The 13,868-nt window shown below is 66.5% G+C and carries 11 protein-coding genes; 2 read left to right on the top strand and 9 right to left on the bottom strand.

All coding sequences use genetic code 11. The features are described from left to right. Positions 1-266: 266 nt before the first annotated feature. The 8 genes from QK291_RS04535 to QK291_RS04500 all read right to left on the bottom strand — a co-directional run bounded on the left by QK291_RS04535 (position 267) and on the right by QK291_RS04500 (position 8,818). Positions 267-1,739 (bottom strand): FAD-dependent oxidoreductase, encoded by a 1,473-nt coding sequence (locus tag QK291_RS04535; RefSeq protein ID WP_282379556.1) that lies wholly within the window; start codon positions 1,737-1,739, stop codon positions 267-269. 89 nt (positions 1,740-1,828) lie between these two features. Beyond that, entirely contained in the window at positions 1,829-3,148 is a 1,320-nt protein-coding gene (gene cobA, locus QK291_RS04530) for a uroporphyrinogen-III C-methyltransferase (protein WP_282379555.1), read from the bottom strand. Between the two features lie 303 nt (positions 3,149-3,451). Then, positions 3,452-3,748, bottom strand: a complete 297-nt coding sequence (locus QK291_RS04525; protein WP_282379554.1) for an antibiotic biosynthesis monooxygenase — start codon at positions 3,746-3,748, stop codon at positions 3,452-3,454. Positions 3,749-3,790: 42 nt separating this feature from the next. Then, positions 3,791-4,270 carry an SRPBCC family protein gene (locus QK291_RS04520; RefSeq protein ID WP_282379553.1) on the bottom strand — a complete coding sequence of 160 codons (480 nt, stop codon included), beginning with the start codon at positions 4,268-4,270 and terminating at the stop codon, positions 3,791-3,793. Positions 4,271-4,462: 192 nt separating this feature from the next. Next, the gene (locus tag QK291_RS04515; RefSeq protein WP_282379552.1) at positions 4,463-5,398 is read right to left on the bottom strand and encodes an ABC transporter permease; all 936 of its coding nucleotides are present in this window, start codon (positions 5,396-5,398) and stop codon (positions 4,463-4,465) included. Continuing rightward, positions 5,388-6,113 (bottom strand): ABC transporter ATP-binding protein, encoded by a 726-nt coding sequence (locus tag QK291_RS04510; RefSeq protein WP_282379551.1) that lies wholly within the window; start codon positions 6,111-6,113, stop codon positions 5,388-5,390. Before QK291_RS04510 ends, QK291_RS04515 begins: the two co-directional genes overlap by 11 nt. A 95-nt stretch (positions 6,114-6,208) precedes the next feature. Next, a complete protein-coding gene (locus tag QK291_RS04505; RefSeq protein WP_282379550.1) occupies positions 6,209-7,411 on the bottom strand; it encodes an ABC transporter substrate-binding protein in 1,203 nt (400 codons plus the stop codon). A 240-nt stretch (positions 7,412-7,651) separates the two neighbouring features. Further along, positions 7,652-8,818 carry an RtcB family protein gene (locus QK291_RS04500; protein ID WP_282379549.1) on the bottom strand — a complete coding sequence of 389 codons (1,167 nt, stop codon included), beginning with the start codon at positions 8,816-8,818 and terminating at the stop codon, positions 7,652-7,654. A gap of 1,123 nt (positions 8,819-9,941) precedes the next feature. Here QK291_RS04500 and QK291_RS04495 point away from each other — a divergent pair. Continuing rightward, a complete protein-coding gene (locus QK291_RS04495; protein ID WP_282379548.1) occupies positions 9,942-11,117 on the top strand; it encodes a DUF1611 domain-containing protein in 1,176 nt (391 codons plus the stop codon). After that, positions 11,114-12,748: an ABC transporter ATP-binding protein gene (locus QK291_RS04490; protein WP_282379547.1), complete on the top strand. Its 1,635-nt coding sequence runs from the start codon at positions 11,114-11,116 to the stop codon at positions 12,746-12,748. The genes QK291_RS04495 and QK291_RS04490 overlap by 4 nt, the downstream gene beginning before the upstream one ends. 93 nt (positions 12,749-12,841) lie before the next feature. On the opposite strand, the gene QK291_RS04485 is transcribed toward QK291_RS04490, so the two are convergent. Continuing rightward, positions 12,842-13,741, bottom strand: a complete 900-nt coding sequence (locus tag QK291_RS04485; protein WP_282379546.1) for a hypothetical protein — start codon at positions 13,739-13,741, stop codon at positions 12,842-12,844. Positions 13,742-13,868: the final 127 nt, after the last annotated feature.

Raw genomic sequence — 13,868 nt, 5'->3', positions numbered from 1 at the left:
CGGGTGGTTCCGGGTCCGGGGGCTGCTGATGGCGTGGTTCCGGGTCCGGGGGCTGCGGATCGCGTGGTTCCGGGTCCGGGGGCTGCGGGCATGTGCTGCTCATCCATGACAGTAAGCCTACTGACCAAACCCGCACATTCCACCACCCCACCAAACAACGCGGGGTCACATCGCGCCCATATTCCCCTCCGGGACGGGCGCGAGGTGACCCCGCGTTGCTGTGTTGTGGTGCTGGGGGTGGTGCTCGGTGCTCGTGGTGCGGCGGATCAGACCTCCGCGGCGACTCCGTCGCGGGAAATCTGGACCATCGCCTCGCGCGGAACGACCTTGATGCGTTCGCGGACGATGCCGTCCGTGCCGGCGTCGGCGCTGGCCTTCTCGCCCAGGGCGCGCTCATGCGCGTCCAGGGCAAGCCAGCCTTCCCAGCTGGTGTACTGCACGCCGCGGCTCTCCAGCAGCTCGACGACGGCGCCCGGGGCGGGTGCCGCGGCCAGCGGCAGGTTCGCGCGGTCCTCGAGCAGGTAGGTCACGGTCTCCAGGGCATCACCCTTGGTGTGCCCGATCAGTCCGACCGGGCCGCGCTTGATCCAGCCGGTCGCGTAGATGCCCGGGACGTGGGCGCCGGACGAATCCAGGACGCGGCCGCCGTCGTTCGGGACCACACCCTTGCTGTGGTCGAACTCGACCTCGGGCAGCGAGGAGCCGAAGTAGCCGATGGCGCGGTAGACGGCCTGGACCGGGTAGTCGACGACCTCGCCGGTGCCGCGGGCACGGCCCGTGCCGTCCAGTTCGGTGCGCTCGAACTTGATGCCGGCGACGCGGCCGGGGGCACCGGCTTCGCCGGTATTGTCCCCGTACACCTCAACCGGGCTGTGCAGGAAGTGCAGGTGCAGGCGGCGGGAGGCAGTGAGCTCGGCGAGATCCTCGGGCTGCTCGGCGATCCAGTTGGTGAGCGTGCCGACCATGGTCTTGGTCTGGTTGTTGCTCTGGATCTGCCGGTCCGATTCGGCGTCGAACTCGAAGTCCTCCGCGTAGAGGATGATGTCCACGTCCTTGGAGTGGGACAGCTCGCGCAGCTCCAGCGGGGTGAACTTCACCTGGGCGGGGCCGCGGCGGCCGAAGACGTGCACGTCCGTGACGGGCGAGGACTTCAAGCCGGCGTAGACGTTGTCCGGGATTTCGGAGACCAGGAGGTCATCGGCGTGCTTGGAGAGCATCCGCGCGACGTCGAGGGCCACGTTGCCGTTGCCGATCACGGCGATTTCCCTGGCGCCCAGGGGCCATTCGCGGGACACGTCCGGGTGGCCGTCGTACCAGGAGACGAAGTCGGCGCCGCCGAAGGAGCCCTCGAATTCGATGCCGGGGATGTTCAGGTCCGCGTCCTTGATGGCGCCGGTGGCGAAGATGACGGCGTCGTAGTGGGTGCGGAGGTCCTCGAGCGAGAGGTCCGTGCCGTAGTCGACGTTGCCGAAGAAGCGGATGTCCCCGCGGTCCAGGACCTTGTGCAGGGCGTTGACGATGCCCTTAATGCGCGGGTGGTCCGGGGCGACGCCGTAGCGGATCAGTCCGTAGGGCGCCGGGTAGCGGTCGAACAGGTCAATGTTGACCGTGAGTTCGCCGCTCTTGACGGCCTCGCTCTTGGTCAGGATGTCCGCGGCGTACACCCCGGCGGGTCCGGACCCGACGACGGCGATGCGCAGCGGGCGGGCAGCAGTTCCTACAGGGGTGTTCGTTGACACGGCTGTGTTCCTTTGTTCTTCTGCATCCGTTGCTCCACAACTGCCCTTTTGGGGCTTGATAACGGCAGTTATGGAGCAATCGACGGGGTTTAGGGGGTCAGTACGCGGGTCTCGGTGGTGCTGGTGGACTTGGTGGTGCGGGGCGTGCGGGGCGCATTCGGGGAGGTGGTGCTGTAGTCCGCGGTCCTGAAGTGCGACGGCGCGAACGGGCTGACGCGGACCACGTCACCGATCACGATCACGGCGGGGTTCGCGACGCCTGCCGCCTCCGCCTGGTCCGCGATAGTCCCGAGCGTTCCGATGGTCACCCGCTGGTTCGGCAGATAACCATTCTCTACGATGCCAACCGGCGTCCCCGCTGGCAAACCGGCGCGTCCCAGCGAGGCCGCGGAATCGCGCAGTTGGCCCACGCCCATGAGCAGGATCACGGTGTGGTCGGCCCGGGCCGGGACTTCGGCGAGCTCTTCGTGGCCGGTGACGACGCTGAAGCCCTTGGCCAGGCCGCGGTGGGTGACCGGGATGCCGGCCGCGGCCGGGACCGAGATGGCGGAGGTGACGCCGGAGACCACTTCAACCTCGACGCCGTGCTGCCGGCAGAACTCGGCTTCCTCGCCGCCGCGGCCCAGGACGTACGGGTCACCGCCCTTGAGCCGGACCACGCGGTGTCCCTGCAGGGCCTCGTCGACGAGGATCCGGTTGATCTCCGCCTGCGGGACGGGGTGGTGGCCGGGGGTTTTGCCGACCTCGATCACGCGCACATCGGGGGCCAGTTCGTTGAGGAGTTCGCGCGGGCCCAGGCGGTCCGCGACGACGACGTCGGCCTGGCCCAGCAGCCGCCGGCCGCGGACGGTGATGAGCCCGGAGTCCCCGGGGCCGCCGCCAACGAGCGCGACGGTGCCGGGGGTTGCGGTTGCACCGGCGCCGGAAACGCGGTGCCGGCGCAGCGGCAGGTCCCCGGTTTCCAGGGCGGTGGCGACGGCGTCCCGCAGGGCCATGGCGCGGCGCGGGTCTCCCCCGGCGTTCACGGCGATCTTGACGTCATCGACGACGGCGACGGCGGGCGTCCAGGCGGCGGAGGCTTCGTGGTCGGACGCGTTGACGCACCAGATGCGCTGCGCCTCGGCGTCGGCCGATACCTGCGCGTCCACGGCGGCATCGCCGGTCGCGGTCTGGACGAACCAGACGCCGTCGACGTCGGCCGTGCGGTACGTGCGGGGCTCCCAGGCGAGCAGCCCGGCGTCGGCGAGGCCGGCCAGTGCCGGGCAGGCCAGGGGCGCGACGACGGTGACCCGGGCGCCGGCGTCGAGCAGTCCCTTGGCGCGGCGTGCGGCGACCGGGCCGCCGCCGACGACCAGCACGGGGCGGCCGAGGAGGCGCAGCGCCGTGGGATAAATGTCCTGAATTGCCATGCATCGACGATAGGGCGGCGTCATGGGCCGGAACAACGGTGCGGAAACACCCGTTCACGCGGGGTAACGCCACGTCACACAGTTGTTCGCCTTCAGGCTGCGGCCCGGGAGGTGGCCCGGTTTGACGCGCACCCTGCGCTCAGGCTGCGGCCCGGGAGGTGGCTGGGTTTGACGCGCACTCTGCCGCCGTCCGGGGGCACTTTGACGGCCGAAACCGCCACTTCCGGCCCAAATGACGGGGTCTCCGCGTCAATGTGCCCCCGGACGGCAGGCGAGGTGGCAGGCGGCCGGGCGGCCCGGCGCCTATTTCACCGCGATGAGCTCAATCAGTTTGATGTCGGGGTCCTTGGCCAGCAGCTCGGGCCCGTGCTGGCCGAGGGCGGCGGGGATGGCGCCGTTGAGGTGGGCCTGCCGGTCCTCCTCGGTGTCGAAGGTGTCGAAGATGCCGAAGGTGTTCTCGTTGACCCGGAAGGCGTACCAGGTCCGGGTGCCGGGCTCCGTCAGAACGATCTCCCGGCCGCCGTTGAGGAAGTCCCAGACGTCCTGTGCCTTCCCCGGTTTGGCTTCGACCAGTGCCAGCACTCCATATTTTGGCGCCACGGCTGTCTCCTCAGAATTGGGCGGGATCGGCCGGAACCCGGCCTATAGCCGCGAGTGTAGGCCGGTCCCGGGGTCCGGGCAAGGCACCGCGAGGAGGGCCCCGCGCCCGGCAATGAGCCGTTCCAGATAGCGGCGCAGGACGACCCGCTCGACGATCCAGCCCACAGGTCCAAAAGGTGCCGTGAATTCGACCCGGTCCGTCATGACCGAGCCGGCATCGTTTGCCGCGAACTCGTGGACGTGGCGGAATGCCTTAAAGGGGCCCTTCAGTTGCTCGTCCACAAAGGAGGCCGGGTAGTCGAGACAGCTCACGCGGCTGGTCATGGTCAGGTGGACGCCGAAGTGCCGGGCCCGCCACGTCACTTCCTCGCCGGCGCTGATGAGTCCTTCGGTTACCCCGGCCACGGCACGCTCTCCCGAGGCGGCCATCGTCGCCAAGTGCGCGTCGATGCTGCGCGCCCGGTCGAACAGCTGCTCCCTCGGCAGAACGGATTCGGTGCGGCAGACGAAGCTCACGGTCATCCCGTCAGTCTGCCAGACACCGCGTCACGCAGGCTGTCGCCTCCGAACTGGGCTGGATCGGCCGCGCCGGCCGAAGCGTGGCTGCGGGCCGCCCATCAGCGCACACAACAGCAACGCGGGGTTACTCACGGCCCATAAACCGGGGATTAATGGGCCGAAGGTGACCCCGCGTTGCTTGGTGGGGGTGGGTGGTTAGCGGGTGCTGCCTGCGAGGAGGCCACGACGGCGGAGCAGGCGCTTTTCGATCGGGGCGAAGAACAGCAGTTCGATCAGGATGCCGACGGCGAGGATCAGCAGGATCGCGGCCATCACGGTGGTCATGTCGGACAGCACCCGGCCCTGGTCCAGGAGCGAGCCGAGGCCGAAGCCGATGGTGCCGCCGACCGCGATGATTTCCGCGGCCATCAGCGAGCGCCAGGAGAAAGCCCAGCCCTGCTTGAGTCCGCCCAGGTAACCCGGCAGCGCGGCGGGCAGGATGATCTGCAGGGCCAGCTGCATCCGGGAGGCGCCCAGGACTTTCCCGACACTGCGGTACTGCGGCGGGATCTGGTCCACGCCGGAGATCAGCCCGTTGATGATCGAGGGGATGGCACCCATGAACACCACGAAGTACACGGTGGCGTCGGTCAGGCCGAACCAGATGATCGCCGCCGGCACCCACGCCACGGACGGCAGCACCTGCAACCCGGAGATCAGCGGGCCGAACGCGCGGCGCAGCGGCGCAACCTGGGCGAGCAGCAGCCCGACCGGGGTCGCGACCGCCACACTGATCAGGAAACCGACGAGCCCGCGCTGCAGCGAGGTCCACACCGCTTCCTGCAGCTTCCCGTCCGCCCACAGGGTTCCCAGCTGGCCCAGCACATCCAGCGGTCCGGGCACCAGGTCCTGCCGTTTGAAGCCCAGGGACACATAGAGCTGCCAGACAATAACGAGCACCGCCAGCGCGGCCACCGGCAGCAGGACCCGGCTCCAGTCGACGCGGACCTTGCGCACGGCGTCGGACTGCAGCGAATCCAGCCCCGCCTCGAGCTCGCGCAGGTCGGCCGGGCCGGTGGAGGACCTAGTCAGGGCCGCGGTGATGTGGCGGGTCTCGGCGGGCTCCGCCAGGGACGTTGGTTTATTTGGCATGGCGGCGGATCTCCTCGCGAAGCCGGGCGGTGATTTCGCCGGTGAGCTGGCCAGCCAGTCCGGCGTCGGTGCGGTGCTCTTCGCTGACGTGCCACTCCCGCACCACGCGCCCGGGCCGGGAGGAGAGCAGCAGCACGCGCTGGCCCAGCCGGACAGCCTCACGGACGTTGTGGGTGACAAAAACGATGGTGCGTCCGGTTTCCTTCCAGATCCGCTCCAGCTCATCGTGCAGCAGGTCGCGGGTGATCGCGTCCAGGGCGGCGAACGGCTCGTCCATCAGCAGCAGCTGCCGGTCCTGGGCGAGCGAACGGGCCAGGGCCACGCGCTGGCGCATCCCGCCGGAGAGTTCGTGCGGCCGCTTGTCCCCCGCACCGCCCAGGTGCACGAGGTCCAGCAGCTCCCCGGCCTTGACCCGGCGCTCGGCCTTGCCTAACCCGCGCAGCTTCAGGGCCAGCTCGATGTTCTCCCGCGCAGTCAGCCAGGGAAACAGTGCCGCATCCTGGAACATGAACGCGGCGCCGTCGCTCGGCACCTCCAGGGCGCCCGACGTCGGTGCCTCCAGTCCCGCCATGATGTTCAGCAGGGTTGACTTGCCGCAGCCGGACGCACCGAGCAGGGCGACGAACTCGCCCTGCCCGATGGTGGCGTTGACGTCGTCCAGCACCGGGGCGCCGTCGCCGAAGCGCTTGCCAAGGTTTTCCAGTACGACTGGCATGGTCACGTCCTTACTTCTGTTGGCGGGCTTCTGGTGGGGGCTGCTGTTGGCGGGCTGCTGGTGGCCGGCTTCTGGTGGCGGGTGGGAAGGACCCGCTAGTCCATGCCCAGTCCCTGCGCTGAGATCTTCGTGTCCGCGGTGCCCTCGCCGAGGACGCTGTTGAGGGCCGTGAGGTCGAAGATGCCGGTGATGTCGGCCTGTTTGGTGGTGCCGGCGTCGACCCCGTCCTGGAGCAGCCTCTGGTACGTCCCGGCGAGCGGGTCGACGGTGAAGACGATGTTCCTGAGCGAACGGTCAATCACGTCGGCGGGCAGGGCGGCACCGGCGGAGTCCTTGAGCGCGGCGTTCAGGACCGTGGACTTCTCCGCCGCGGGGGCCACGTTGAGCCAGTCCACGGAGGCCACGTGGCCCTTCAGCAGCGCCTTGACCGACTCGGGGTGCGCCGCCGCGAAATTCTTGTTCACGATCAGGACGGTGGTGACGAACTCGCCCTGCTCCCACAGGTCCTTCTCGTCGACCAGGACCTTCGCGCCGGCCTGGAGCACCAGGCGGGAAGCCCAGGGCTCCGGGAGCCACGCGCCGTCGAGCTTTCCATCCTGGAACAGTTTCAGGGTCTGGGCGTTTTCGGTGGGGTTGATGGCGACGTCGCCGCTGCCGTCGGTGTTGGTCTTGTAGCCCTGCTTGCCGAGCCAGGCGCGGAGGGCGACGTCCTGGGTGCCGCCAAGCTGCGGGGTCGCAAGCTTCTTGCCCGCCAGGTCCGCGGCCGAGGTGATCTCCGGTTTGACCACCAGCTGCGCGCCGCCGGCCGCGGCGCCGGCGATGACGCTGATCGATTCGCCCTGGCTCTTGACGTAGGAGTTAATGGCCGGGTTGGGGCCGATGTAGGTGGCGTCGAGGGCGCCGGCGTTGAGGGCTTCGATCGCGGCGGGGCCGGCGTTGAAGACCTGGGTGCTGAGCTTGGTCTCGCCGAGGCTCTTGGCGATCAGGCCCTGGCTGGTGCCGATGAGGGCCGGTGCGTGGCTGATGTTGCCGAAGTAGCCGAGTTTGAGTTCGGCAGCGGGGGTGCCGGCGGCGACCGGCGCAGCGGCGGCGGCTTCGCTGGTGCGGTTCAGCGACGACGCGACGGCGGCGCCGGCGCCGATCAGCAGCACGAGGCCGACGGCGAGGCTGATCTCCAGCGTGCGCCTGCGCTTGGGCTTGGCGGATTCGCCGGCGACGATCCGTGTGGTGCCGGGGGTCGATCCGGGGGCGGGGCGGGGGGTGGCGCCGGGGGTGGGGGTGTTCGAGGGCGATGACATGCGGGAAGTCCTGTTCCTGGGGGTGCGGGAGTGGCCGGGGCGGGTGGTCAGCGCCGGCGACATCGCCCCCGGGGTACCCGGCCGGCGGGGCTCTGGGAGAGCAGTTCCGTGGTTGTCATGGCTTCACCCTAGGGACTGTGCGGAACACGGTTCAACGGTCCGGAAACCCGGGGTCACGCGGGTTCATGCAGCGTCACATGCGGGCCCGCCATCCGGGGAGCCCAGCGGACTTATTGCGGTTTAGTCGCCTTTAACGTTGACGAGCTGCCGGAGCTTGTGCCGTATCTTGACAAGGTCCGCGGAGTCGCGCATCACGGTGTCAATGGGTTTGTACGCCGCCGGGATCTCGTCGATGAAGGCCTTGCTGGGACGGAATTCGATGCCGTGCATGGCGGCCTTCAGCTGGGTCAGGGTGAAGGCCTTCTGCGCCGCGTGCCGGGAGTATTCCCGCCCGGCGCCGTGCGGGGAGGAGTTCAGCGACTCGCGGTTTCCCAGCCCGACCACAACGTACGACGCGGTGCCCATGGAACCGGGAATCAGTCCGGGGTCCCCCACCTCGGCCCGGATCGCACCCTTCCGCGAGACCCAGACGGACTTGCCGTAATGCCATTCCTTGGCGGTGAAGTTGTGGTGGCAGTTGATCCGTTCGGCCTCCCGCACGGAGCCGCCGGTCCAGGATTCAAACTGCTGGAGAACCCGGTCCATCATCTCCTCGCGGTTCAGCAGGGCGAAGTGCTGGGCCCAGCGCAGTTCCCTGATGTACCGGTCGAATTCGGGCGTGCCTTCCTCGAGGTAGGCCAGGTCCGGGTTCGGCAGGGCGACGTGCCGGCTGCGGAGTTGGCTGCGGGCCTCGCCGATGTGCCGCTGGGCGAGTTTGTTGCCGACGCCGCGGGAGCCGGAATGCAGGAACAGCCACACGGCATCCGTCTCATCCGCGCACACCTCGATGAAGTGGTTGCCCGAGCCCAGCGACCCCAACTGCAGCGTCCAGTTCGCGGCGTACTGGCCGGGGTCGAAGCGCGCCTTCGCTGCCAGGCGCCGCAGCTGGTCAATCCGGGGTGCGGCGGTGACGCTGATCCTGTGGTTGAAGTGGCCGGCGGAGAGCGGAACGGCGTGCTCGATGCCCTCCCGCAGCGGTTTGCGGTCCCTGGGCAGATCCTTCACGGCGTACTGCGTCCGGACGGCGATCATGCCGCAGCCGATGTCAACGCCCACAGCCGCCGGGATGACGGCGCCCAGCGTGGGGATGACCGACCCCACGGTGGCGCCCAGGCCCAGGTGGGCGTCCGGCATCAGCGCCAGGTGCGGATAGATGATCGACAGCTGCGCCGTTGCCAGGGCCTGCTCGCGGGTCTTGTCATCCAGGATCGACGCCCAGCTGAACAGCTTGCTGTTGATACGTTCCACGGCCTGTCCTCCCGGCGGGATAGGGCGAAACTATGGCCGCAGGGCGGAGGTGTCAACACCCCGACTTGGCTCATGGCGCCCACGCGGGTCTATGAGTCAACCCGACCACTGGTTCAGGGGCGCGTCCACCAGCAGTCGGGCACCCTCCATGCGAAGAAAAGGATCGCCGTCCGAACAGGGAAACCAGCGAACCCATAATGACCACATTCCCCAGACGCCGCTATTTTTTTCAGCCGATGCTCGAGCCGCTCGGCTGCCTTCGGGCCAACGGGTTTCAGACGATTTCATGAGGGTGAATCCGACGAACCACACCAAGAGTCCGGAGTGGCTGTCAGTGAGCCGACAGCTCTGTCCGCTCGGCAGGACAGGACGGTCGTGAGAGTCAGCAACTCACCTCCGACGACTTCTAATCGGGCAGCCACGGCACCGATGACTACGCCCACTGTCCGTTGGCATCCGCCGGCCGAACGCTCCGCGCACGCTCGTCCCTGCGCGGAAAAGATCCGCGCTTCCGGGCACCCGTGCGCAGGGGCAACACCAGTGCCGGCACGCACTCTCACCACTGCGGCATTTCGTGGCCATCCCTGGGCAGTTTTCATGGCCACTCGCAACAGACGACGTTTCGTGAGCACTTTTCCTGGGTTCCGTCGCGCCGGCGTTAACAGGCCGGTGGCGGCGTACAATAAAGTCGACACTGGACGGCTGTACGTTGGTCACCATCCTGAGTTCACTCACGTGATTCGGTTCTTTGGAGTGACACGCCGGACCGCGACGCAGGATTGCCGACACTGGCCCGACACCGTGTCAGTTCCGCTGACAAACTCCAGGGGCCATCCCAAAGAATTACGCCCAACTCGAAGCGAATAGAACAGTTTCTTTGAAAAGTGACACCTCCCCGTGGGCGACCGTTCCCTAGAGGAGGCATCGTAGGCGCTGGGGACTATTCAGGAATGAATGCAGTCGGGAGCCCTACCCTGACGTGATTACACGCAGGCTAGCCGCCGGGTCTCGGCGCGGCTAAATGGAAACTCCCGCTCAGACGCCCGGAGAAAAGTGCGGTGTTCTCTGTTGGATACGCCGGCATCCTGAGGGCCTGAGATATTGGCAGCACGGGAGATTCAAAATGGAGCATACCGTCAGCCCGGAAATTTTGGGGGCCAGTTTGCGGTGGCAGGAAAGGAGCACGATCCACCAGGACTTACTGATGCCAGAGCGCCTCATGCACGCAAAGAAAGCGTATACGACCCGCTTCCTGGCGCAGCGCTTGGCCAATTCGCGCGAGGGCTTCTTTCTATCGGATACAGATGTGGCACCTGACTCCGGAGATGTTGTACTGGCCAAAGTCGTACGGATTGGCCAGCACCCAAAGCTCGAAAGCCCCGCATCTCGACGTCAGGCCCTGTATATCGACGACGAAATTTTGGTGGCATACGGCAATCGTTACGCCCCGGACCAGTTCCTTGCAAAGGTACCTCCCGCTCTGGACCCGTGCCAGCTCATAGCTGCCGGCGGAGTAGCTGGCCAGGTCATCGCTCAGCATGCTTCGATGCGCGCGGCGACAGAAATCGCCCCGATCGGCCTGCTGGCCGATGACTCCGGCATCCTCAATCTCAACCGCTTGGCTCCGCATCAGCTGGACACAAAACTCTTTGACGCATCATCACGGATGCTTCCCCGACGCCGCCCCCATGTCCTGGCAGTGCTGGGTACGTCGATGAACTCCGGCAAGACGACCGTGATGAGTTGCCTGATCAAAGGTTTGTCAGCAGCCGGCCTGGTTGTCTCCGCGGGCAAGGTCACCGGCACAGGATCCGGAAACGACCCGGGAATGTTTGGGGACGCGGGAGCGGTCAAAGTCTTGGACTTCACTGATTTCGGGGTCCCCACCACCTTCCAGTTGGACCATCGTCGGGTCCAGGCCCTATTCACCGGTATGGTAGGTGCCCTCACCGATTCGAGGACGGACGTAATCGTCTTAGAGGTAGCCGATGGTGTGTACCAGAGCGAAACCCGCCTGTTGCTTGCCGACCCCGCCTTCCAGACCGTCGTCGACCGGGTGATATTCGCCGCAGTGGACGCCCTGGGCGCTGCTGCCGGCTTGCAGCTTCTCCGTGCGGCCGAACTTCGAGTCGCCGCTGTCTCCGGCGTTCTAACATCCTCGCCTTTGGCCGTTCACGAGGCCTCGGCAGCTCTCGATGTCCCCGTGCTGGGCACCTTCTCACTGTGCACGCCTTCAGCGGCGGTGGGTTTGCTACCGCGCGGTGGGGAGGAACCGACCGCTGCTTCAACAGGGTCATGACACGACGACAGGAAAGCATTGCGGCGTTGCCGAAGCTGATGGTTGGTCGACGGCGGAAGCTGATGGCGCTCCTCGCCGGGACCGGGCTCGCTATGGCCGCCTTATCCGCCGCCAGCGCTCACTCGGTGGCCTTCCTGCTGAATGCGGCCGACAATCAGGCTCGTTTCGCGGCGATAGCAGGGATGCTGGTGATGGCGGGGGGCATTGGAACCGGGCGCATCATTGAGCGCGTCCTGGCGGAACGCTTGGGTCAGAGCTACATCCAGGAACTTCGCAGGGGTCTGATGACCGCAGCTCTAGCAACGCCCAAGGGACCGTCCGTGGGGATAACCATCGCCCGGCTCACTAATGATCTCTCCAGTGTGCGGAACTGGGTCTCGATGGGCATAGCACCGTTGACGGCAGGCATACCCCTAATCGTCGGTACGACGATTGCGCTCTGGTTTCTGTCGCCGCCGCTGGCCTTGGCCATGGCGCTTCCGCTGTGTGTTCTCGGTGTGGCTCTGGCTTTGCTGGCGCGACCAGCCTTCAACAAAGCCAAAGCGCTACGCAGAAAACGCGGCCGGTTGGCAGCGCAGGTCGCCGAGACCTTGGCAGCAGCGGTTCCTGTCCGGGCTGCAGGCGGGGAAAGTCGTGAAGTCCAGCGGATTTACCGACTGGGTGGGGAAGTGGCCGCTGCTGCTATCGACCGCGCCAGGGTCGGTAGCTACATCCGCGCGGCCGCAACTGTCAGTGGGGCGGTAACGGTGATATTGGTAGCGGCCACCGGCTCCTGGCTGTCAATAAATGGAGGAACTATAGCGGCCGCGCTGGCCCTTGTTGGCCTCCTGGCCTCCCCCGTCAACGATTTTGGGCGGGTGGCGGAATACCGCCAGACCTTCAACGCGGCGAAGAGGATGATAGGACCGGCCATAGCCTCTGGTTCGGTTGATCCGGCTAGACCGGAACTCAAAGAGCCCAAGGCGGACGATCCCTATGCGGCACCGTCGGATGGGGAGCCGGAGGACCCGACAGACTTCCTGGTCAGGATCTCCGGCCTGCATCTGGACGGGAAACGGCCCGTGCCCGACCTCCTCGCAAAGCCGGGAGACCGGATCATCCTTAAGACTTCCGACCCCGGCGAAACGACGGATTTTTTTGAAATGCTGCTGGCTCTGCGTGAAGAGTCCGGGCTGAACACTTGGGTCGCCGGTCGGGAACTGCGTTCTGTTCCCGGGTCGGAGCGCCGTCGCCTGGCAGGTTATGCAGCCAGGGGAGCGCTGACAGAGCGCGGGACCATTGGCCGGGCAGTGCGCTACCGCCGTCCGGACCTACCCGTGGGTGAAACCGAGGCCGCCCTGGCGCGGGTTGAGCTGGGAGACCGGGTGGCTGGATTGCCAAGGCGCGAGCGGACCATCCTGCAGCGAGGCGGTGAACCATTATCGGCGTCCGACCGGGCGAAGCTCCAGCTTGCCCGTGCCACCCTGGGCAACCCGCCGCTGCTGCTCCTGAATCACATCGACTTCGATCTTGGAGCCGAAGGCCGCCGGATACTGGCACGCGTGCTGGATTCCTACCCGGGCGTGGCGATCATCGCGTCCGACGATCCCGAACATCTGGTCCCCAAATATTCGGTCTGGGATTTGCGCTAGTGCCATCGCTCGCCACCCATCACGCGGCGGTGCACTCGCGTCCGGTGTTCAGCCGCTACGCTCAGGCCGCTCGCTCAACCCTGGTCCTCTGAATCAGTCAACCGCCAAATCGAACTGTGAATAAACCGGCATTCCGAACGAAGGGTCACGATTGGCGCCCAGCAGCAAATCAGCCGCTGCGGCTGCCATTCGCGTGTGGTCGTGGGCCGCACCGGGAACCACTACCAGCGACCAGTTGAATTCCCCACTGTCCCCAGCCGCGTCCCTGGCTGCCTGGTAGAAGTTCAATCCGCGGCTAAGCCTGTTGTCGCCTTGGGCATCAGTATTGCGGTCACGCTGCAAGAGACTGTCCCTGGGATCCACATCGTCGGCGCCCAGCATGATGACAAGCGGACGCGCAAATGCCTCCCGCAATGCCTTGGACGAAAGGGGTGAATTTTTCAGTCCGTACGGGAAGTCGATGTCCTGGTCCGGCATGGTGTACCAGCCAGCGTTTGCCGCAACGGCGACGCGCACATGGCTGTCCGGGGTGAACTCCATGAAACGGTGCACAAACTGGCCTCCTGCTGAGTGGCCAAAGAGGGCATAGTCGACGGCATCGCTGTTTGTATCCCGGACCACGGCCTTGAAAAGAGCTTCCACCATGTTGAAAGTCCAGGCCTCCGGTGGATTGATGTTGCCGTCCTGGTCCAGAATATTGCCCTGGTTATAGGAGGAAACTCCCGGGTAATCGTCTTTGGGGAATTCCAGCACCAGCAGCAGCGTGTTGCGATTCTCCAATAACGGCAGCCAGTCCTCCCGATAGGCTTCCCCATGGCGCTGGGCTCCCGTCATGACCACCAGAATTTGTGCCGAGGACGGATCATCCGGCGCCTGGTACCAGACCCGGATGGGCTGGCTGGCAAGCGGCCCCGACCCGGAAAAGGTGAAGTCCCCCGTTGTGGACGGCTTGATCACATTCGTCGGTGTGTCGGGGCCGCTTGTGGCGGACATGGTGTCTCCTTGCTGGGATTCCTTTGAATCCGCGGGTTTTTCTCCTGCCGGGAGGGTGATGACTGCTAGCACCGTCAGCAATCCAAGGAGCAAGGCCGCCAGGGCCCCGGGCCACCACTGGTGCCGA

The sequence above is a fragment of the Arthrobacter sp. AL12 genome (assembly GCF_029960645.1).
Taxonomy (GTDB): Bacteria; Actinomycetota; Actinomycetes; order Actinomycetales; family Micrococcaceae; genus Arthrobacter.
The sequence above is the reverse complement of the archived record's forward strand: the minus strand, read 5'-3'. Positions and strand labels throughout refer to the sequence as shown.